This is a genomic window from Rhodococcus sp. NPDC058521 (assembly GCF_042719695.1).
Taxonomy (GTDB): domain Bacteria; phylum Actinomycetota; class Actinomycetes; order Mycobacteriales; family Mycobacteriaceae; genus Rhodococcus_F.
The window spans coordinates 200,291-220,232 of record NZ_JBHXNL010000004.1; the positions used below are offsets into that span (position 1 = coordinate 200,291).

Genomic DNA, 19,942 nt, shown 5'->3' on the forward strand with positions numbered 1-19,942 from the left:
GCATCCACGCCCAAGTGCGTGCGTGTGCGTGAACGGATTGACCAGGTGACATGTGCCCTGGCTCGTCCCTTTGTGCCGGCTGCATCCGTACAGCCCCGCTCCGCGACGCGCCCTATGCCCGGAGAGGTACCTTCCGCGTGACCAACGCTGTCCAGACCAATGCTGCCCACGACACCCTCGATGTGGCAGTCGAAACTTCCACCAGCTCCGATGCCGAAGTGACCTTCGCCGACATCGGACTGCCCGCGCCGCTCGTGCGGGCGCTCGCCAAGAACTCCATCACCACTCCCTCACCGATCCAAGCGCTGTCGGTGCCCGATGCCCTGAACGGGAAGAACGTTCTCGGCAGGGCTCAGACCGGTTCCGGAAAGACCCTCGCGTTCGGACTTCCGATGTTGGCGCGCCTTGCCCGCCACGAGGTCCGGCCCGCTGCCAAGCGCCCCCGTGCGCTGGTACTGGTTCCCACCCGTGAACTGGCTTTCCAGGTGGTCGATTCCCTCGGCGCGTACGCGGGTGTGCTCGGGGTGACCGTCCGCCCCGCGGTCGGCGGCACTCCTTTCGGCAAGCAGGTCGAGCAGCTCCGCCGTGGCGTCGACATTCTCGTCGCCACCCCGGGTCGCCTCGGTGATCATCTGCGCCAGGGCACCTGTGTGCTCGACGCGATCGAGATCACCGCGCTCGACGAGGCCGATCAGATGGCCGACATGGGCTTCCTCCCGGAGGTTCGCTCGATCCTGGGTGAAACACCCGCCGACGGTCAGCGGATGCTCTTCTCCGCGACTCTCGACCGCGAGGTTCAGTCGCTCGTTCGGCAGTTCCTTCCGGACCACGTACAGCACTCCACTGCGGACGGCCGCGCGAGCGTGAACACGATGGATCACTACGTGCTCCTCGTCGACCGCGGTCAGAAGGACGACGTGCTCGCGGAGATCGGTGCCCGTGACGGCCGCACGATCATGTTCGCGCGTACCAAACTCGGTTGCGAGGGCATCACCGAGCGGTTGCGGGCGGTCGGGGTGGCAGCAGAAGCGCTCCACGGCGGTAAGGCGCAGAACCAGCGCACTCGCGTACTCGAGCGTTTCAAGACGGGCCGAACGCCGGTTCTGGTGGCCACGGACGTTGCGGCCCGCGGTATCCACGTCGACGGAATCGACCTGGTCGTGCACGTCGATCCGCCGGCCGACCACAAGGACTACCTGCATCGAGCCGGACGTACGGCCCGCGCAGGCGAGAAGGGCACCGTGGTCGCCATCGTGCTTCCCAATCAGAAGCGCACCTTCCGTCGCCTCACCGGGATGGCCGGCGTCGACGCCACCGCCGTACCTGTGAGGCCCGGCGACGAGAAGCTGTCCACCATCACCGGAGCAAAGGCTCCGAGCGGCGAACCGATCCGGGAACGCGCGGGCCGCGGCGACCGATCGTTCGGCAATCGCGGACCTCGCCGTGATTTCGGCGATCGTTCCGGTAAGAGTTTCGGCGGCAGTCGCGGCGGATTCCAGGGCCGCAGCGAGGGCGGGCCACGCCGGTTCGACGACCGCGGGCCCCGCCGTGATTTCGGTGACCGCTCCGGTCGGGACTTCGATCGTCCGCGCCGCGATGATCGCCCGCGTCGTGACGACCGGCCCGCACAGAGTGATCGCGGCTTCCGCGACGACCGACCGCGCCGGGACGACCGCGCTCCGCGCCGCGAGTTCGGGGCGTCGGACCGTGGCGGGTTCCGCGACGAGCAGCGTTCGGGCGGCCCACGCGGATTCGACGGCCGTCCGCCGCGTCGCGAGTTCGGTGAACGCGACACCAGGGACCGGCGCACGGACGCTCGACGCGAGAGCCGGCCCTCGGGCAACGCGAGTGGCGGTTTCCGTAGCCGTACGGAGCGTCGTAGCTATGACGGTTTCGACGGACCGGCCCGTTCGCGCCGCAGCTGACGGTCCGCGGCCATGTGAGGGTCTGCAGCTCCGTTCCCCTTCGCGTCCGGGTGTGTTTGGCTGGATCACGACAATTGATCATCCGATGATCGAGCGAAGAGTTTCCCAGCCCGGTTTCGACTCCCAGGAACGAAGGGGAAAGCTGTAGGTATGACGAACAACAACACGGAGGCGGCCCGCGCCCAGATCGGCGTCACGGGCCTGGCCGTCATGGGATCCAACATCGCGCGCAACTTCGCACGTAACGGTCACACCGTTGCATTGCACAACCGAAGTGTCGCCAAGACCGATGCGCTCATCGCGGAACACGGCGCCGAAGGCGACTTCGTGCGAACCGAGTCGATCGAGGAGTTCGTCGCCGCATTGGAGAAGCCCCGTCGTGTGCTGATCATGGTGAAGGCCGGTGATGCCACCGACGCGGTGATCGAGGAACTCGCGGGTGCCATGGAGACCGGTGACATCATCATCGACGGCGGAAATGCGCTGTACACGGACACGATTCGGCGTGAAGCAGCGTTGCGTGAGCGTGGTTTGCACTTCGTGGGCGCGGGCATCTCCGGTGGTGAGGAGGGCGCTCTGAACGGGCCCGCCATCATGCCGGGCGGCCCCAAGGAGTCGTACGAGGCACTCGGCCCGCTGCTCGAGTCGGTGGCGGCGCAGGTCGACGGGACCCCGTGCTGCACCCACATCGGCCCCGACGGCAGCGGACACTTCGTGAAGATGGTCCACAACGGCATCGAGTACGCCGACATGCAGCTCATCGGCGAGGCCTACAACCTGTTCCGTGACGCGCTCGGTTACGACGCGGATGCGATCGCGGACGTGTTCACCGAGTGGAACTCCGGTGATCTCGAGAGCTACCTCGTCGAGATCACCGCAGAGGTGTTGCGGCAGAAGGATGCCAAGACGGGAAAGGCCCTGGTCGACGTGATCGTCGACGCGGCCGAGCAGAAGGGCACGGGACGATGGACCGTGAAATCCGCCCTCGATCTCGGTGTTCCCGTGACGGGTATCGGCGAGGCGGTGTTCGCGCGTGCACTTTCCGGCTCCCGTGCGCAGCGAAAGGCTGCAGTGGGCCTGGCTTCGGGCACCCTCGCCGACCGGCCCGCCGACGCCGCAGGGTTCACCGAGGACATTCGCCAGGCCCTGTATGCGTCGAAGGTCGTTGCGTACGCGCAAGGATTCGACCAGATTGCGGCCGGTAGCGCCGAATACGGCTGGGACGTCAACCCGGCCGATCTGGCCACCATCTGGCGCGGCGGCTGCATCATTCGTGCCCGCTTCCTCAACCGGATCAAGGATGCGTACGACGAGAACCCGCAACTGCCCAGCCTGATTCTGGCGCCGTACTTCCGACACGCCATCGAGACGGCGATAGACAGCTGGCGTCGCGTGGTGTCGACCGCGACCCTGCTGGGCATTCCGGTGCCGGCCTTCGCCTCCTCGCTGTCCTACTACGACGCGCTGCGCGCCGAGCGTCTGCCTGCTGCTCTGACGCAGGGGCAGCGAGACTTCTTCGGCGCTCACACCTACGAGCGGACGGATGCAGAAGGCAAGTTCCACACGTTGTGGAGTGGCGACCGCTCCGAGGTCAAGGCTTGATCGAGCCACTCACGCACACCGGCCGGACACCTGCGTGGGTGTCCGGCCGGTGTGCCTCGACGCGAAGTCTTCGACCGTGAGCGATCCGGACGTGTCGTTCGCCTCGCTCGGCCTCCCCGCCGTGATGGTGCACGCCCTGCGCGGAGTGGGCGTCCACTCCCCCTTTCCCATTCAAACGGCCACCATTCCCGATGTTCTCGCGGGCCGTGACGTCCTCGGCAGAGGTCCCACAGGGTCGGGCAAGACGCTCGCCTTCGGTCTGCCGATGTTGGTGCGGCTTCGTGGCTCTGCCAGCCGCCCGAGCTGTCCGCGTGGGTTGATTCTCGCGCCGACGCGCGAACTTGCGCTGCAGATCGAACGCGACCTGGAAGAGCCGGCGCGGTCCGTGGGGGTACGAGTCGCTGCACTGGTCGGCGGCGTCCCGTTGAAACGTCAGATCGACCGCCTCACCCGAGGTGTCGATGTCGTGGTGGCCACCCCCGGAAGGCTCGTCGATCATCTCGACAAGGGATCGATCTCCCTCGACGCGATAACGATCACCACTGTCGACGAGGCCGACCACCTGGCCGAGTTGGGATTCGTCCCGCAGATCCGCACGGTCCTCGATGCCACTGCGGTCGGCAGCCAGCGTCTGCTGTTCTCGGCAACATTGGACGACGCGGTCGACGCTTTGATAGGCAGCTACCTTCGGGACCCCATCTTGCACACGACTTCGGCCGTGCAAGCCAACGTGCCCGAGATGACGCACTTTCTCTTCCACGTGGTCCGCTCGGAGAAACAAGCCGTCGTCGCCGAGATCGCCTCGAGGGCCGGGCGCACGCTTCTCTTCGTGCGTACCCGCGAAGGGGTCGACGATCTGGCGGCTCGGTTACGCGGTGTCGGTGTGCCCGCGGGCGCACTGCACGGCGAGAAGACGCAAACTCACCGAAACCAGACGTTGTCCTCGTTCGCTCAGGACCCGTCGGGCGTACTCGTCTGCACGGATGTAGCGGCTCGCGGAATCCATGTCGACGACGTATCGCTGGTCGTCCATGTCGACCCGCCCCTCGAGTCCAAGGATTACGTGCACCGCGCAGGTCGCACGGCTCGCGCCGGTGAGGCCGGCACCGTGGTCACCTTGGTCACCGAGGACGAACTCCCCCTCGTCACCCGAATGCTCGACCGGGCCGGTGTCGACATCATCGGTTTCGACGTCGCACCGGGCGGTGAGCGCCTGCGCACGATCACCGGTGCACGAAGCCCGAGCGGGACTCCCGTTGTCCCGGTTCCCTCGTCCTCTCCGCCGTCGACGCCGAGGTCAGGGCGCGACGCTCGCGGCGCGGGCAAGGACGCTCGACGCCGGGCCGCGACGTCCCGTGGCGGCCTCGGCTCGACCCGATACGGATCGAGCCGAGGCCGAAGACGCCGCGGCCCGCGCTGAACTCGGTCTACCCGGAATGCCCCTGTCGCAACTGACGAAGGTGCCACACTTGACCGGTGAGTTTCTCCCTGGTCGCGGTCGGATGCGCGCTGGTCGCGGCGTTGCTCTTCGCCTGCGCGTCGGTCGCTCAACAGTCCGCTGCCGCGCAGGTTCCGGAAGGAGACGCCCTCGTCTCCGCGCTCGTCCGCAGCCCCCGGTGGTGGGCAGGTGTGATCGGCGACGGAGGCGGCTACCTGATGCAGGTCGTGGCCCTGTCGCTCGGTTCCGTGATGTTGGTTCAACCCCTCTTGGTGTCGTCGCTGCTGTTCGCGTTGCCGTTGTCCGCTCGATTCGGATCGCATCGGATGACGCGCGCCACGTGGATTCTCGCGGTCGGTCTCAGCGTGTCGCTCGCCGTGTTTCTCGTGGTCGGTGATCCGACCGAGGGCAACATCGACGCTCCCGCTCACGAATGGTTGGTCCCGCTCTCGATTGTCCTGGTCGTGATCGTCGCGTCGGTCTCCGCAGGACTCGCACCGATCTCCGCCGGCTGGCGTGCCTTGGCGCTGGGGGCCGCTGCCGGAATCTGCTACGGAGTCGCCGTTGCGCTCACGAAGTACGTCGTCGAACTCCTGTCCCACGGGTTGTGGGGCGTCGTGACGAGCTGGCAGGTATGGACCCTCCTTGTATCCGGAGTCGTGGGCGTTTACCTGCAGCAACGCGCATTTCAGGTGGGCCCGCTCTCGGCGTCGCTCCCCGCTCTGACGATCGGTGAGCCGATTGCCGCCGTGTTCCTGGGAATCACCGTTCTGGACGAGCGGCTTCGGACCGACGGATTCGGTCTCGTGCTCGTTCTGGTGGCGGTCGCTGTCATGTTGGTTACGACGATCGGACTGTCTCGCGCGGAATCGCCCACAGGGCCGAGCGCGGGGGCGCGCTCCTCTGTAGCCTCGTGACTCGTGAACTTCCTCGAAGGGCATGCCCCTCAGTACGACCTCACGTACGACGATGTCTTCCTCGTCCCCAACCACACCGAGGTCACCTCACGTTTCGACGTGGATCTTGCGACCGCCGACGGATCGGGCACGACGATTCCGATCGTCGTCGCCAACATGACGGCCGTCGCAGGTAAGCGAATGGCGGAGACCGTGGCGCGTCGTGGCGGATTGGTGGTCCTGCCCCAGGACCTTCCTGCACATGCCGTCGCCGAGACCGTGTCGTTCGTCAAGAGCCGCAACCTCGTGGCCGACACCCCCGTGACGCTGGGCCCCGACGCGGCGGTGTCGGATGCCCTCGCGCTGATCTCGAAGCGGGCTCACCGTGCCGTGGTCGTAGTCCAGGACGACCGCCCCGTCGGCGTCGTCACCGAAGCCGCGTGCACGGACGTGGACCGGTTCACCCGGCTCGATGCCGTCGCCATCCGTGACTTCGCCACCGCACCGGTGACGGCGTCCTCGCGTGAGGTGTTCGCGCTTCTCGAGTCCCGGCACGACCCGATTGCCGTACTCGTCCACGACGACGGAACGCTCGCCGGTGTGCTGACCCGAACCGGCGCGGTCCGCGCGGGGATTTACGACCCGGCCGTCGATACCAACGGCGCTCTCCGTGTTGCTGCGGCAGTCGGAGTGAACGGTGACGTCGCCGCCAAGGCGAAGGCACTGGTCGAGGTCGGTGCCGACCTTCTGGTTCTCGATACCGCACACGGGCATCAACAGAAGATGATCGACGCGCTTCGCACCCTGAAGGCGGCCGATATCGGCGTTCCGATCGTGGCGGGCAACGTGGTGTCGGCGGCAGGTACCCGCGATCTGGTCGAGGCCGGTGCGGACATCGTGAAGGTCGGTGTCGGTCCGGGTGCGATGTGCACGACTCGCATGATGACCGGGGTGGGCCGCCCCCAGCTGTCGGCGGTACGCGAGTGCGCGGCCGCTGCCCGCGAGTTGGGCGTGCACGTGTGGGCCGACGGCGGGGTACGCCACCCGCGTGACGTTGCGCTGGCACTCGCCGCCGGTGCATCCAACGTCATGATCGGTTCATGGTTCGCCGGCACGTACGAGTCTCCGGGCGACCTCCACGTCGATCGGACCGGATACGCCTACAAGGAGAGTTTCGGTATGGCGTCGAAGCGGGCGGTTGCCGCACGTACGGCTACCGACAGCGCCTTCGACCGCGCCCGCAAGGCACTGTTCGAAGAGGGGATATCGAGTTCGCGCATGCGCCTCGATCCCGAACGCCCCGGTGTCGAGGACCTGATCGACCACATCTGCTCCGGTGTCCGCAGCACCTGCACATATGCGGGCGCACGCAATCTCGAGGAGCTGCACCAAAAGGCGGTGCTCGGCATTCAGTCCGCCGCCGGATTCGCGGAAGGGCGCCCACTCCCGTCGGGTTGGTGACCTCCGCGATCGCCGAAACAGGTCCGCCCGAAACCACAGAATCGGGCGGCCCTCGGTAGCATGGTCTGCTGAAATCGCTGTCGAACCCGGCAGCGATTCCACGTTCGGTCTCGTCATCGGATGCGATCCCGTCGAGGATCGTTCCCGGTCGAGCATGACAGGAAGGAATCAGGTGCCCGCGGCACCCACTTTTGCAGCCGTCGCCACCTCCCCGGAGGTCGGCAGTGCGCCCGAGGTAGTTGTGTCCCCCGGGTCCGTACCGGCCGAGGCCGATACCGATTCGTCCGGACCGGAGGGGTCCTCTACCAGGCCGGGAATCCATCCCGGCGCACTCCATTCTGCGTTCCCCGTCCACCCTGTCGATGTGGCCGGTGATCCCCGATGAACGTGCTCTTCACCATTCTGAGTCTGGTGGGGTTCGTCGCCCTCACTGCGGGGACGGCCCTGTTCGTGGCCGCCGAGTTCTCGCTCACCGCCCTCGAGCGCAGCACCGTCGATACGGCAGCACGCGATGGCGACCGCCGTTCGCGTCAGGTTCAGCGCGCCCACCGCACGCTGTCGTTCCAATTGTCCGGCGCACAGTTGGGCATCACGATCACGACCCTGATCACGGGTTATCTGGCGGAACCGGTCCTGGCCCGATTCATCACCCCTCTCCTCACCGCAGTCGGTGTCGGTGAATCCGCCGCTTCTGCGACTTCACTCGTCCTTGCGCTCGTGATTGCGACGTCCATCTCGATGATCTACGGCGAACTCGTCCCGAAGAACCTGGCCATCGCGCACCCGTTGCCGGTCGCGCGTTCCACGGCAGGAATCCACTCGGCGTTTTCGGCAGTGTTCAAATGGGCGATCAACGGGTTGAACGGCACCGCCAACTGGATGGTCCGCAAATTGGGAATCGAGCCCGCCGACGAACTCCGTTCCGCTCGTTCACCGCAGGAACTCGGTTCGCTCGTCGACACTTCCGCAGAACGGGGCGCGATCGACGAGGAGACTGCGCTGCTGGTCAATCGGTCCCTCCGCTTCGGAGACCGATCCGCTGAAGAGTTGATGACACCGCGGGTGAAGATCGAGACCCTCGCCACCACGGACACCGTCGCCGACCTCATCGACCTCGCCTCACAGACCGGATTCTCTCGATTCCCCATCGTGGACGGCGATCTCGACGACACCGTAGGTGTGGTCCACATCAAGCACGCATTCACGGTGTCGGCCGAACGGCGTCGCACCGCGAGGCTGAACACTCTCGCGCAGAAGGTGCCGATCGTGCCGTCGAGTCTCGACGGCGATTCGGTCATGGAACGCGTTCGTGCGGACGGTATGCAGGTTGCCCTCGTCGTGGACGAGTACGGCGGGACGGCCGGCATGGTCACCATGGAGGACCTGATCGAGGAAATCCTCGGAGACGTCCGTGACGAGCACGACGAACCCGAGGTCGACGTGCAACGCGCCGGAGACGGCTGGTCCTGCTCGGGACTGATGCGCATCGACGAGGTGTCCGACACCACCGGCTATGCGGCTCCGGAAGGCGAATACGACACACTGGGCGGCCTCGTTCTGACTCACCTCGGACGCATTCCGGTCGAGGGTGACAGCGTCGAACTACCCACCACGGACCAGAGTCCGCGAGCCGGCGGCTGGGTCGCGACGGTCACCCACATGGACGGCCGTCGTATCGACCGGGTGATTCTGGTACCGGTCCCGCCTACCTCGGCGGAAACAGGAGAGTCCGATGAATAACGTGTTCGGAGTTCTCCTGACCTTCGTGCTGCTCGCCGGAAACGCCTTCTTCGTGGGCGCAGAGTTCGCGCTCATCTCTGCCCGCCGTGACCGACTCGAAGCGCTTGTCGCTCAGGGCAAGAAGCGGGCGGTCGCCGTCATCGCGGCCGGTGAGCATCTGTCGCTCATGCTTGCAGCCGCTCAACTCGGCATCACGATCTGTTCGATTCTGCTCGGTAAGGTCGCCGAGCCGGCGATCGCACACCTGCTCGAGGTACCGCTGCACGCGATCGGACTTCCCGACGGCTTCCTTCATCCGGTGTCGTTCACCGTCGCGATCTCACTGGTCGTGGTGTTGCACATCCTGCTCGGTGAGATGGTGCCCAAGAACATCGCACTGGCCGGACCTGAGAAGACCGCGATGTTGCTGGTTCCGGTGCACCTGATGTTCATCAAGATCGCGCGGCCGATCATCGCGTTCTACAACCTGGCAGCGAACCTGACGCTTCGGATGTTCCGGGTGGAGCCCAAGGACGAACTCGACGTGACCGTCTCGACGGTGGAACTGTCCGAGATGATCGGTGAATCACGTTCCGAAGGCCTGATCGACGCCGAGGAACACCGTCGACTGACTCAGGCCCTGGAAACGGCCGACCGCACCGTGGGAGAGGTGATGATTCCGCTCGCGCAGGTGCGGACCGTACCACTCGTCGACGGCGGCACTCGGCTCGGCGACATCGAGCAGGCAGTGATCGAAACCGGCTACTCGCGGTACCCCGTGCGGGACTCGAATCGCCCCCCGATGGGCTACCTGCACCTCAAGGATGTACTCGACGACATCCTCGACGAGTCGGCGGGCCCGGACACGGTCATTCCCACGGAGGACATCCGCCCCCTCCCCCGGCTGTCCTTCGGGATGCCCATGTCCGATGCGTTGGCGGGACTGCGGCGGGCCGGCGCACACCTGGGGGCGGTGATCGACGGCACCACCAGGTCGGTCGTCGGCATCATCGCCCTCGAGGATCTGGTGGAAGAGTACGTCGGGACCGTCCGAGACGGCACGCACCGCGTCAAGGGTGTGAATCCGGGGAGGAACGCACCGAAGTGACGACCAGCGGATCCACCGAGGCCACTACGGTGCTCGACGTCGACGATTGGAACGATCGCCGCGACCGTCACCGCGCCAGAGTGGCCTCGGTGATCGGTCCGATTCTCGACCGACGCGCTGCGGGTGTGTCCCATCCGGTCCAGGATTTCCTCTTCACCTACTACAGCTACCGTCCCAATCAACTGCGTCGTTGGCATCCCGGTTACGGCTACGCCTTGACCGGGAGCGGCGCGAACGATTATCTGCGGTACGGCGGTTACGTCGCTGACGGTGACACGGTCACGGTGGGGCCTGACATGCGTGACCGTCGGCTCCCGACCGTCCGATTCGTTCGAGACCTGCTGCGTGCCACCGCAGATCGGCCCGCGAATCTCGGTTGCTTCGGCCTACACGAGTGGGCGATGGTGTATCGAACCGACGACGACACGATCCGGCACGAACAGGTCCCGCTTCGGCTCGGTCACGACGGCACGGACGAGGTCGTCGAATCGATGAATCTGCGGTGCACCCATTACGACGCGTTTCGCTTCTTCACCGACGGAGCGGCTCACCGCAACGTCCTACCGCTCGAACGCTCCGACCAGATCGAGCGCGAACAACCCGGTTGCCTTCACGCTGGTATGGACCTCTACAAATGGGCGTACAAGCTCGCGCCGCTCGTCGATTCGGACGTGATCATGGACTGCTTCGAACACACCCTTCGGGCGCGTGAGTTGGACATGCGTGCGAGCCCCTACGACCTGATGGACTACGGATATGAGCCCATCGCGATCGAAACGCCCGCCGGCCGTGCCGAATACGTTCGTCGCCAGACCGAGCTGGCCGACACCTCCGCGGTCCTGCGTGCCTCTCTTCTCGAGCGCTGCCGCGTGCTGCTCGACCCGTAGCCCGTGCGGTACTCGATTCTTCGGGCAGTATGGAACGCGTGAAGTCACACACCTATTCGGTCGACGTCGCCTGGACGGGAGACCGCGGCAGCGGAACAGACGGATATCGCAACTACGGTCGCGATCACGTCGTGTCGGCTGGCGGGAAGCCTGATCTCCTCGGCAGCGCCGACCCGTCGTTCCTCGGCGATTCCGAGCGATGGAATCCCGAGGAACTGCTGCTCGCCGCACTCTCGCAATGCCACATGCTGTGGTACCTGGGCATCGCAGCCGCGTCCGGCGTCGTTGTGGTGGCGTACACGGACCACCCCGCCGCGACGATGATCGAGAACCCGGACGGCTCGGGCGAATTCAGCGAAGCCGTCCTGCAACCCGAGGTCACGGTGGCCGACCCGTCGATGGTTGCCCGCGCCGAACACTTGCACCCGAAGGCCAACGCCAAATGCTTCATCGCCAGATCGGTGAACTTCCCGGTACACCATCGCGGTTCGGTCTACGTCCAGTGACCCCCACCCGACCGACACCCACACGACTCGTCCTCGACGTGGATACCGGGATCGACGATTCACTTGCATTGCTGTACCTGCTGGCCAGCCCTGACGCCGAGATCCTGGGAATCGCGTGTACCGCAGGCAACGTTCCGGTCGAGCAGGTGGCGGCCAACAACCTGAACTGGCTCGGCGTTTGCGATGCACCGGACATCGAGGTGGCAGTCGGCGCGCGGATTCCCCTGGTGTGTCCCTTGCGGACGACAGAAGACACTCACGGGCCGCAAGGTATCGGCCACGCACTCCTTCCCGATTCGGGCCGACGCCTGTCCGACCGAACAGCGACCGACATGTGGGTCGACCTGGTCCGCCGACACCCCGGTGAGCTCGTCGGTCTCGTCACGGGTCCATTGACGAATCTTGCGCTGGCGCTTCGCGACGAGCCCCGACTCCCCCACCTGTTGCACCGCCTGGTCGTGATGGGCGGCGCTTTCCATCATCCGGGAAACACGACCCCGACATCCGAGTGGAACGTGTCGGTGGATCCAGAGGCGGCGAAGGAGGTGTTCGACGCCTTCGTCGGCCTGCCCGCGGATCGGCGACCCATCGTGTGCGGACTCGACGTCACCGAGACGATCGAGATGACGCCGACCCATTTACGTCGACTCGCCGACGCTGCGGGAAGCTCACCCGACGAGATCATCTCACCGGACGACGACTCCGACGTTCGCTCGCTCGCGGACAACACGGTAGTTCGTCACCTGTCGGATGCGATCCGCTTCTACATGGAGTTTCATCGGACGCACGATCAAGGATTCCTCGCCCACATGCACGACCCCTTCGCCGCCGCCGTGGCCCTGAACCCGTCGATCGTGAAGACGAGACCGGCAACCGTGGATGTCGAACTGCAGGGCACGATCACCCGCGGCACCACCGTCGCCGACTGGTCCGGACACTGGGGGCGCCCGCCCAACGTGGACGTCGCTGTCGAGACCGATCCGGCCGCATTCTTCGAGGAACTGATCGGCCGCGTCGGTCGTTACGCCAAATCAGTCGGTTGAGACACCGGAGTCGAACGCATCGAGGATCGCGGAGGCCGCAAGGGCGGCCGTGAGCGACCCGCCCCGCACCTGTTGTTCCACATCGGCTTTGATCTCCCGGACGCGGGGATTGGACGAAAGCCGACGGAGGAGCTGGTCGTTCACCATCGTCCACGTCCAGTCGACTTGCTGACGTCGACGGTTCTCTTCGAACTGTCCTGCAGCCGTGAGCACTTCCCGATGGCGTTGCACGGTGTCCCAGAACTCTTCGAGGCCGATCTCTTCGAGACCGCTCATCGTCAGGACCGGTGGCGTCCAGACGGCGTCGTGCGGGTGAATCAGTCGAAGTGCCCCCGCCAGTTCGCGTGCGGCACCCTTTGCCTCGCGCTCGTGCTTACCATCCGCCTTGTTGACCGCGACGAGGTCGGCAAGCTCGAGAACACCCTTCTTGATTCCCTGGAGCTGGTCTCCGGTCCGCGCCAGGGTGAGGAAGCAGAAGCAGTCGACCATGTTGGCGACGGTGACCTCGGACTGACCCACTCCCACCGTCTCGACGAGAATGACGTCGAAACCGGCAGCCTCGAGCAGCACGATGGTCTCGCGCGTCGCCTTCGCCACCCCGCCCAGCGTGCCCGACGTGGGAGACGGTCGGATGTAGGCATCCTTCTCGACAGTGAGCCTTGCCATGCGCGTCTTGTCGCCGAGGATCGAACCACCCGTACGGGTGGAGGACGGATCGACCGCGAGCACGGCGACCCGATGCCCCTTCCCGATCAGGTGCATCCCCAGCGCATCGATGAAGGTCGACTTGCCGACCCCGGGAACCCCGGTGATGCCGATTCGGTGGGCATTGCCGGCCTCGGGCAACAACTCGAGCAGAAGTTGTTGCGCCGCATCCCGATGGTCGCTTCTCGTGGACTCGAGCAGGGTGATGGCCCGCGCCAGGCCGGCGCGCTGGTTGCCACGGACAGCGTCTGCCAACGCGTCGATGTCGACGGGAGGACGGCCCATGCTAGTCCGAGGATCCGTTCGAGTCGTGACCCAACTGCGCGGACAACTTCTCGAGCAATCCGGTCGCCGCCTCCGCGATGACCGTTCCCGGTGGGAAGATCGCCGCGGCACCGGCGCGGTACAGCTCGTCGAAATCTCCGGGCGGGATCACACCGCCGACCACGATCATGATGTCCGGTCGTCCGACCGCCGCCAATGCCTCCCGCAGCGCCGGCACCAGGGTCAGGTGACCCGCAGCCAGCGACGACACACCGACCACGTGCACGTCGTTGTCCGCGGCCTGTGCCGCCACCTCTTCCGGGGTCTGGAACAGGGGTCCGACGTCCACATCGAATCCGATGTCCGCGAATGCCGTTGCGATCACCTTCTGTCCACGGTCGTGGCCGTCCTGCCCCATCTTCGCGATGAGCACACGCGGGCGACGGCCTTCCTCCTCCGCGAACTTCTCCACGAGTTCCGTTGCCTTGGTGATGTTGTCGACCTTTCCCGCCTCGTCGCGGTATACGCCGCTGATGGTGCGAATCTCGGCTTGATGGCGGCCGTACACCTTCTCCAGTGCGTCTGAGATCTCACCACCGGTAGCCTTCGCGCGGGCCGCGTCGATCGCCAGCGCGAGGAGGTTGTTCTCCATACCGCCGTCGGTCGACGCCGCGGCACGGGTCAATTCGGCGAGTGCCGCCTGCGTGGCCGCCTCGTCACGCTCCGCCCGCAGGCGTTCGAGCTTCTCGATCTGTTCTTTTCGCACGCGCGAGTTCTCGACCTTGAGAACCTCGATCTCGTCGGGTTCGTCGGGGACGTACTTGTTGACACCCACCAGCGGCTGGCGTCCCGAATCGATGCGGGCCTGCGTGCGTGCCGCGGCTTCTTCGATGCGAAGCTTGGGAATCCCCTCGCTGATCGCCTGAGCCATACCGCCGGCCTCTTCGACCTCCGCGATGTGCGCCCGGGCCTTGTTCGCCAGCTGGTGGGTGAGCCATTCGACGTAGTGCGAGCCTCCCCAAGGATCGATCGGACGAACGGTCCCCGACTCCTGTTGCAACAGAAGCTGTGTGTTCCGGGCGATACGAGCGGAGAAGTCCGTCGGCAGCGCCAACGCCTCGTCCAGTGCGTTCGTGTGCAGCGACTGGGTGTGCCCCTGCGTGGCCGCCATGGCCTCGACGCACGTGCGTGAGACGTTGTTGTAAACGTCCTGTGCGGTCAACGACCAGCCGGATGTCTGCGAATGGGTGCGCAGGGACAGCGATTTCGGTGACTGCGGATCGAACTTGGCGACCAACTCACTCCAGAGCAGTCGACCGGCCCGGAGCTTGGCAACCTCCATGAAGAAGTTCATGCCGATCGCCCAGAAGAACGACAGGCGGGGCGCGAACTTGTCGATCTCCATGCCTGCATCGAGGCCAGCACGGATGTACTCGACACCGTCCGCGAGGGTGTACGCGAGCTCGAGATCGGCTGTGGCACCGGCTTCTTGGATGTGGTATCCCGAGATGGAGATCGAGTTGAACTTCGGCATCTTCGCGCTGGTGTAGGCGAAGATGTCCGAGATGATGCGCATCGACGGTTTCGGCGGGTAGATGTAGGTGTTGCGGACCATGAACTCTTTCAGAATGTCGTTCTGAATGGTTCCGGCCAGCTGTTCCGGAGCGACACCCTGCTCCTCCGCGGCAACCACGTAGAGAGCCAGAATCGGCAGCACCGCACCGTTCATCGTCATCGACACACTGACCTTGTCGAGCGGAATGTGGTCGAACAATTGCCGCATGTCGAGGATCGAGTCGATCGCGACACCCGCCATGCCCACGTCACCCTGCACTCGGGGATGGTCGGAGTCGTATCCTCGGTGGGTCGCGAGGTCGAAAGCCACGGACAACCCCTTCTGACCCGCCGCCAGGTTGCGACGGTAGAAGGCATTGGATTCGGCCGCGGTGGAGAAACCTGCGTACTGACGAATCGTCCACGGCTGATTGACGTACATCGTCGGGTACGGCCCGCGCAGGTACGGCGCGGCACCCGGGAAGCTGCCGAGGGGGTACCCCTCCGAAGCCACCGCATCGCGGTCGGCCTTGGTGTACACCGGTTTGACGTCGATGCCTTCGGGTGTGGACCAGACGACCTGCTCCGGTGAATAGTTGTTCGCCGCAGCCGATTCGGTCACGAAGGATTCCGTCGCCTCGGGGGTGGGCCCTTCGGGGGCCGGAAAGTCCGGATCCACCAGAGGCACGTCGGCAAAGCTGCCGATCACATGGCGGACGTCTCGTGTAGTCACTTCGCACTCCCTGTGATGATGTCCAGAAGTTCCGAGAGCACCGCCACCGCGTCGATCTTTGCCGTCACGAAGCCGTCGGGGCGCTTGTCCGGCTCCACGTCGGCGAAGGCCCCCTCGGGCCCTGCGAGGAGGACGGTGCCGATCGTCGTGGAGCGTAACTCCTCCACCGCGGCCGCCGCCTCTTCGCCATACCGCTTGTCGGTACCGCACAGCAGGGCGATCGGAGAGTCGGCCGCCGTCACTGCCGCAGCGATCTCGCCTGTCCCGACCTGCAGCGGACCTGGATCGACCGCCTCGATGCCGCCTGCCGCCAGCAGGTTGGTGCCGAAGGTGGTGCGCACGTTGTGCTCCGCAACCGGGCCCAGGGGAATCAGCAGAACCTTCGGGCGAGCCCCGTGGGCTGCCAGATACTCGTCGGATCGGTCGCGGAGTCGTTCGTACGCGGCGGCATAGCGGTGCACCGACGAATCGTGGTCCGCCGCCCCTACCGGAAGCGGCGCCTCACCCAGGTTGGGGAACTCGTTCACACCCGTGACGGTCGTCTTGCGGTGCGCGATGTCGCGGTCCCGGGCAGCCCGGGTGGCCGCGAAGCGATCCGTGATCGTGGCCGTTGCGTCGGCGAATCCGCCCGCGGCCTCGATCTCCTGGAAGAACTCCCAGGCCTTCGCCGCGATCTCGGCGGTGAGGTCCTCGACGTACCAGGAACCGGCGGCCGGGTCCATCACCCGCCCGAGGTGCGACTCCTCGAGAAGGAGTAGTTGGGTGTTACGGGCGATGCGGGCAGCGAACGACTTCGATATCGCCAAGGTTCCGTCCGGTAGCGCCGAGTCGAACGGCAGTACCGTGACGACGTCCGCGCCACCGACACCGGCACCGAACGCGGCGAGGGTGGTGCGCAACATGTTCACCCAGGGGTCTCGCTGCGCCATCATCGCCGCTGACGTGATCGCATGCTGTGGGGCATTGCCGGCCTCGGGTGCGCCGCACGCCTGGGCGATTCGCGCCCAGACGACTCGAGCTGCACGGAACTTGGCGATCGTCTGGAACTGATCGTCGGTGGCCGACAAGCGGAACGCGATTTGATCGAGAGCATCCGAGATGGTCATGCCGTGTGACGTGAGGGCTCGTAGGTACTCGAGCCCCGCAGCGGCTGCGGCGCCCAGCTCCTCCGAATCCGAGGCACCTCGATTGTGGAACACCGTTCCGTCCACGGTGATCGCCCGGACCGTCTCTGCGCGCTCCGACGCGGCGGCCGCAAGCGACGACGCACTGTCGAGGTCGACATCGTCGGTGGACGAATAGGCGCTCGTCAGAGGTGCCGCGCCGAGCTGGACCCGAACGGCCGACCTGTCGGTCACCCCGTCACCCGCTGCAGCGCGCGAATCCAGCACCGCATACAGTGCCTCGGCGGCCTCGGCGGCTCGCGAACCGGCGTCGAGAGTGATCGGCGCCAGGTCCAGGTACACGCCGTCGAGAATGGTGTCGAGTGACGAAGTGTCGTCGAGTCGAGCGCTCGTCGAATGGCGCAACCAGATCGCACCGACACCGTTCTGGAGCGAGTCGAGCAGTGCAGTGTTTACGTCGGAAGGAACCGCAGTCCCGTCCCCGAAGACGGTGGCGACGTGCCAACCCGCGTTGACGTCTCGAGTCTTGCTGCCCCCACGAACGAAGGGGTAGGTGCCCGGTAGCGGCGATTCCGGAAGCTCGTCCCGGGGACTGTATAGCGGCGCGACCGTCACCCCGTCATAGGTGATCGTGTCCAGTAGCTTCTGCGGCTCGGTGCCGAGCTCGGACGGCTCGATGCGGCGTGACTTCGCCAGGACACCGGCGACGCCCTGTTGCCACCGTGCGTAGGCCACGGACTCGTCGTCTGTCGAAGCTGGTGACACGTTCTGCGTGGGTGACACAGTGTCGGCTTCCTCTCCGTCATGGATCGGCGGTGGCGAATCACGGCCGTAGAGCTGATGATCGGGATCTTTCTCTGTGATGCTAGCTGCATCACAGTCGGGGGCATCATGAGGATGCCCTCACGTTGCGATTCTTCAGGTGGTTGCGGTTTCTCGCCGAGACGTCGCAGCAGCCGCGAGCGGGTAATCTCGGGTGCTGTGACCAGACGCCTCCGTGACCGTAGGGTGATCGGTGGCCTGATCCTCGCCGCGATCTTCGTCCTGGTCGTCTTGTTCGTACCGCTTCCGTCCGTTATGCAGTTTCGCGACTGGGCGGATTCGGTGGGCCCGATGTTTCCGCTGGTGTTCTTCGTGGTGCATGCGCTGGTCACTGTGCTGCCGTTTCCTCGTACCGTTTTCACGCTCAGCGCCGGTCTGCTCTTCGGGGCTTGGTGGGGAATCGCGATCGCGGTGTCGGCGTCCGTGGTCAGTGCGGTCATCGCGCTCTACCTCGTCCGGGCAGTTGGCCGGGAAGTGGTGTGGCAGTACATATCGAGCCCAACCGTGCGCCGGGTGGACGAGCGCATAGCACGTCGAGGATGGCTCGCCGTCGGCTCGCTCCGTCTCATAGCCTTCGTGCCGTTCTCCGTGGTCAACTACTGCTGCGGAGTGTCGTCCATTCGGATCGTCCCGTACGTCGCGGCGACCGTGATCGGTACGTTGCCGGGCACTGTCGGAATCGTGGTGCTCGGGGACGCATTGACCGGCGAGACCGATCCGAGAATGCTCGCGGTGTCGGCTGGATGCATCGCGGTGGGGATCATCGGTTTGATCATCGATTCGCGGCGGCCGGTTCCAGGCGGGGACGTGCGTGGGTCCACGGAACCTGAGAAAACATCCGTCAAGCACTGAAGGTTGATTCCCAATAGTCAAACTCTGAACCTTGACTTGTTGATATCCAGCTTCTAGCCTTTACCTGTGTTCGTTCTCACGGTAGACCAACGCGGCAGTCGAAGTGATGTCGACCGCGTGCAGGATCTCGTCGAATCACAATGCGCCGACGAACTCGTCAGACCGTTTCAACGCACGGCCGGCGACGAAATGCAGGCTGTGGTCGACGACGCCCGCGTGGTCGTGGACATCGCCCTCGACCTCGTCGAGCGCGGACATTGGAGCATCGGCATCGGCGTAGGCCCGGTCGAAGAACCACTCCCCGAAGAGACGAGAGCCGGTCGCGGGCGCGCATTCGAAACGGCCAGAGTCGCCGTGGACAGAGCCAAGAGCATGGCCGGTCGCGTCGCCGTGGAAGGGCCGGAAGAAGACGCCGCAGCCGACGCGGAAACTGCGCTGACACTCGTCGCGGTGCTGATCGCTCGAAGATCCGCGGAAGGTCGTGAAGCCGTCACCCGCATGCGCACCGGCATGACCCAGACCGAAGCCTCTCGCGATCTGGGCATCAGCAAACAGGCAGTATCACAACGACTTTCCACCGCAGCCTGGCAAGTGGAGGTCTCCGGCCGCAGACTTGCCGAACGACTCCTGGTCCAAGCCGATTCGGAACAGCCCGCCGAATCGTGACAGAAAGCGACGCATGACGGTTCTCGCGCTCCTCGCACTCGGCATCGCCGCCGTGTCCCCACTCGTACTCACCGCGCGCGTCCCCGCATGGGTGTCCCCCGCGGTCGGCGTCGTGTCGCTGGCGGTGGCAGCACTCGCCGCCACCGGCGCCGCCCCGGTCAGCGGTTTTGCCCTCGGCGCCACTCTGGTTGTCTGTGTCGCTGCATCGGCGACCGGAGGAGCACCTCTCGTGCTCGCGGCGTTTCGTGTAGCTCGCCGCGAGCACGATTCCGGCGAACCCGCACCGGAACAGGCCTCCCCCGACCCCGGCCCACTGCGCGGCGGCCGCATCATCGGGTTGCTAGAGCGTACCGCCGTCGCCGTCGCCATCCTTGCGGCGTGGCCGGAGGGGATAGCCGTCGTCCTCGCAGTGAAAGGACTTGCACGGTATCCCGAACTTCGTGAACCCAACGCTTCGGAACAGTTCATCATCGGCACGTTCACGAGCGTTCTGTGGGCTCTCGCGGTATGCGGAACGGGTCGGGCCCTGATCACCTAGGTGATCAGGGCCCGCCCCCCCGCAAGGTGTACGGCGGGGGGGGGGTGTGGGGGTCAGTCTACGGTGCGCCCCCCAGGCCCCCCCCCAGGTTAAGTTCGG

At 65.6% G+C, this 19,942-nt stretch carries 17 protein-coding genes; 14 read left to right on the forward strand and 3 right to left on the reverse strand.

The features are described 5' to 3' along the window. The first annotated feature begins 137 nt into the window (after positions 1 to 137). From ACFWO3_RS09015 to ACFWO3_RS09065, 11 genes are all read left to right on the forward strand, one after another. Positions 138 to 1,925, forward strand: a complete 1,788-nt coding sequence (locus ACFWO3_RS09015; RefSeq protein WP_378576305.1) for a DEAD/DEAH box helicase — start codon at positions 138 to 140, stop codon at positions 1,923 to 1,925. 150 nt (positions 1,926 to 2,075) lie between these two features. After that, positions 2,076 to 3,527: an NADP-dependent phosphogluconate dehydrogenase gene (gndA, locus tag ACFWO3_RS09020; RefSeq protein WP_378576307.1), complete on the forward strand. Its 1,452-nt coding sequence runs from the start codon at positions 2,076 to 2,078 to the stop codon at positions 3,525 to 3,527. Between the two features lie 76 nt (positions 3,528 to 3,603). Beyond that, positions 3,604 to 4,947: a DEAD/DEAH box helicase gene (locus ACFWO3_RS09025; RefSeq protein ID WP_378576309.1), complete on the forward strand. Its 1,344-nt coding sequence runs from the start codon at positions 3,604 to 3,606 to the stop codon at positions 4,945 to 4,947. A 56-nt stretch (positions 4,948 to 5,003) separates the two neighbouring features. Then, entirely contained in the window at positions 5,004 to 5,882 is an 879-nt protein-coding gene (locus tag ACFWO3_RS09030; protein WP_378576311.1) for a DMT family transporter, read from the forward strand. Positions 5,883 to 5,885: 3 nt separating this feature from the next. After that, entirely contained in the window at positions 5,886 to 7,322 is a 1,437-nt protein-coding gene (locus ACFWO3_RS09035) for a GuaB1 family IMP dehydrogenase-related protein (protein WP_378576312.1), read from the forward strand. Positions 7,323 to 7,476: 154 nt separating this feature from the next. Then, positions 7,477 to 7,707, forward strand: coding sequence for a hypothetical protein (locus tag ACFWO3_RS09040; protein ID WP_378576314.1), 231 nt, complete (start codon positions 7,477 to 7,479; stop codon positions 7,705 to 7,707). After that, positions 7,704 to 9,062: a hemolysin family protein gene (locus ACFWO3_RS09045; RefSeq protein WP_378576316.1), complete on the forward strand. Its 1,359-nt coding sequence runs from the start codon at positions 7,704 to 7,706 to the stop codon at positions 9,060 to 9,062. The genes ACFWO3_RS09040 and ACFWO3_RS09045 overlap by 4 nt, the downstream gene beginning before the upstream one ends. After that, on the forward strand, positions 9,055 to 10,149 hold the full coding sequence (locus ACFWO3_RS09050; RefSeq protein ID WP_378576318.1) for a hemolysin family protein: 1,095 nt from the start codon (positions 9,055 to 9,057) through the stop codon (positions 10,147 to 10,149). The genes ACFWO3_RS09045 and ACFWO3_RS09050 overlap by 8 nt, the downstream gene beginning before the upstream one ends. Then, a complete protein-coding gene (locus ACFWO3_RS09055; protein WP_378576320.1) occupies positions 10,146 to 11,036 on the forward strand; it encodes a 3-methyladenine DNA glycosylase in 891 nt (296 codons plus the stop codon). The genes ACFWO3_RS09050 and ACFWO3_RS09055 overlap by 4 nt, the downstream gene beginning before the upstream one ends. Positions 11,037 to 11,065: 29 nt before the next feature. Then, the gene (locus tag ACFWO3_RS09060) at positions 11,066 to 11,542 is read left to right on the forward strand and encodes an OsmC family protein (protein ID WP_378576322.1); all 477 of its coding nucleotides are present in this window, start codon (positions 11,066 to 11,068) and stop codon (positions 11,540 to 11,542) included. Next, positions 11,539 to 12,585, forward strand: coding sequence for a nucleoside hydrolase (locus ACFWO3_RS09065; RefSeq protein WP_378576324.1), 1,047 nt, complete (start codon positions 11,539 to 11,541; stop codon positions 12,583 to 12,585). Before ACFWO3_RS09060 ends, ACFWO3_RS09065 begins: the two co-directional genes overlap by 4 nt. Here the strand turns inward: ACFWO3_RS09065 and meaB are convergent. Genes meaB through ACFWO3_RS09080 form a run of 3 tightly spaced genes read right to left on the reverse strand, consistent with a single transcriptional unit; the run spans position 12,574 to position 17,730 of the window. Next, complete coding sequence (gene meaB / locus ACFWO3_RS09070; RefSeq protein ID WP_378576326.1) at positions 12,574 to 13,575, reverse strand: methylmalonyl Co-A mutase-associated GTPase MeaB; 1,002 nt, start codon at positions 13,573 to 13,575, stop codon at positions 12,574 to 12,576. The two genes, ACFWO3_RS09065 and meaB, sit on opposite strands and share 12 nt — an antisense overlap. 1 nt (position 13,576) lies before the next feature. Further along, positions 13,577 to 15,841 (reverse strand): methylmalonyl-CoA mutase, encoded by a 2,265-nt coding sequence (gene scpA, locus ACFWO3_RS09075; protein WP_378576328.1) that lies wholly within the window; start codon positions 15,839 to 15,841, stop codon positions 13,577 to 13,579. After that, on the reverse strand, positions 15,838 to 17,730 hold the full coding sequence (locus ACFWO3_RS09080; RefSeq protein WP_378576656.1) for a methylmalonyl-CoA mutase family protein: 1,893 nt from the start codon (positions 17,728 to 17,730) through the stop codon (positions 15,838 to 15,840). The genes scpA and ACFWO3_RS09080 overlap by 4 nt, the downstream gene beginning before the upstream one ends. A 216-nt stretch (positions 17,731 to 17,946) precedes the next feature. Here ACFWO3_RS09080 and ACFWO3_RS09085 point away from each other — a divergent pair, with 216 nt between their 5' ends. The 3 genes from ACFWO3_RS09085 (at position 17,947) to ACFWO3_RS09095 (ending at position 19,843) form a co-directional block, all read left to right on the forward strand. Continuing rightward, on the forward strand, positions 17,947 to 18,639 hold the full coding sequence (locus ACFWO3_RS09085) for a TVP38/TMEM64 family protein (protein ID WP_378576330.1): 693 nt from the start codon (positions 17,947 to 17,949) through the stop codon (positions 18,637 to 18,639). Between the two features lie 66 nt (positions 18,640 to 18,705). After that, positions 18,706 to 19,305, forward strand: coding sequence for a hypothetical protein (locus ACFWO3_RS09090; protein ID WP_378576332.1), 600 nt, complete (start codon positions 18,706 to 18,708; stop codon positions 19,303 to 19,305). A 13-nt stretch (positions 19,306 to 19,318) separates the two neighbouring features. Continuing rightward, on the forward strand, positions 19,319 to 19,843 hold the full coding sequence (locus ACFWO3_RS09095; protein ID WP_378576334.1) for a hypothetical protein: 525 nt from the start codon (positions 19,319 to 19,321) through the stop codon (positions 19,841 to 19,843). Positions 19,844 to 19,942: the final 99 nt, after the last annotated feature.

Excerpts from the sequence above, each read along its gene's own strand:
- gndA (WP_378576307.1), top strand. The coding sequence starts at position 2,076 with ATGACGAACAACAACACGGAGGCGGCCCGCGCCCAGATCGGCGTCACG.
- ACFWO3_RS09040 (WP_378576314.1), top strand. The coding sequence starts at position 7,477 with ATGACAGGAAGGAATCAGGTGCCCGCGGCACCCACTTTTGCAGCCGTC.
- ACFWO3_RS09045 (WP_378576316.1), top strand. The coding sequence starts at position 7,704 with ATGAACGTGCTCTTCACCATTCTGAGTCTGGTGGGGTTCGTCGCCCTC.
- ACFWO3_RS09050 (WP_378576318.1), top strand. The coding sequence starts at position 9,055 with ATGAATAACGTGTTCGGAGTTCTCCTGACCTTCGTGCTGCTCGCCGGA.
- ACFWO3_RS09060 (WP_378576322.1), top strand. The coding sequence starts at position 11,066 with ATGGAACGCGTGAAGTCACACACCTATTCGGTCGACGTCGCCTGGACG.
- meaB (WP_378576326.1), bottom strand. The coding sequence starts at position 13,575 with ATGGGCCGTCCTCCCGTCGACATCGACGCGTTGGCAGACGCTGTCCGT.
- ACFWO3_RS09095 (WP_378576334.1), top strand. The coding sequence starts at position 19,319 with ATGACGGTTCTCGCGCTCCTCGCACTCGGCATCGCCGCCGTGTCCCCA.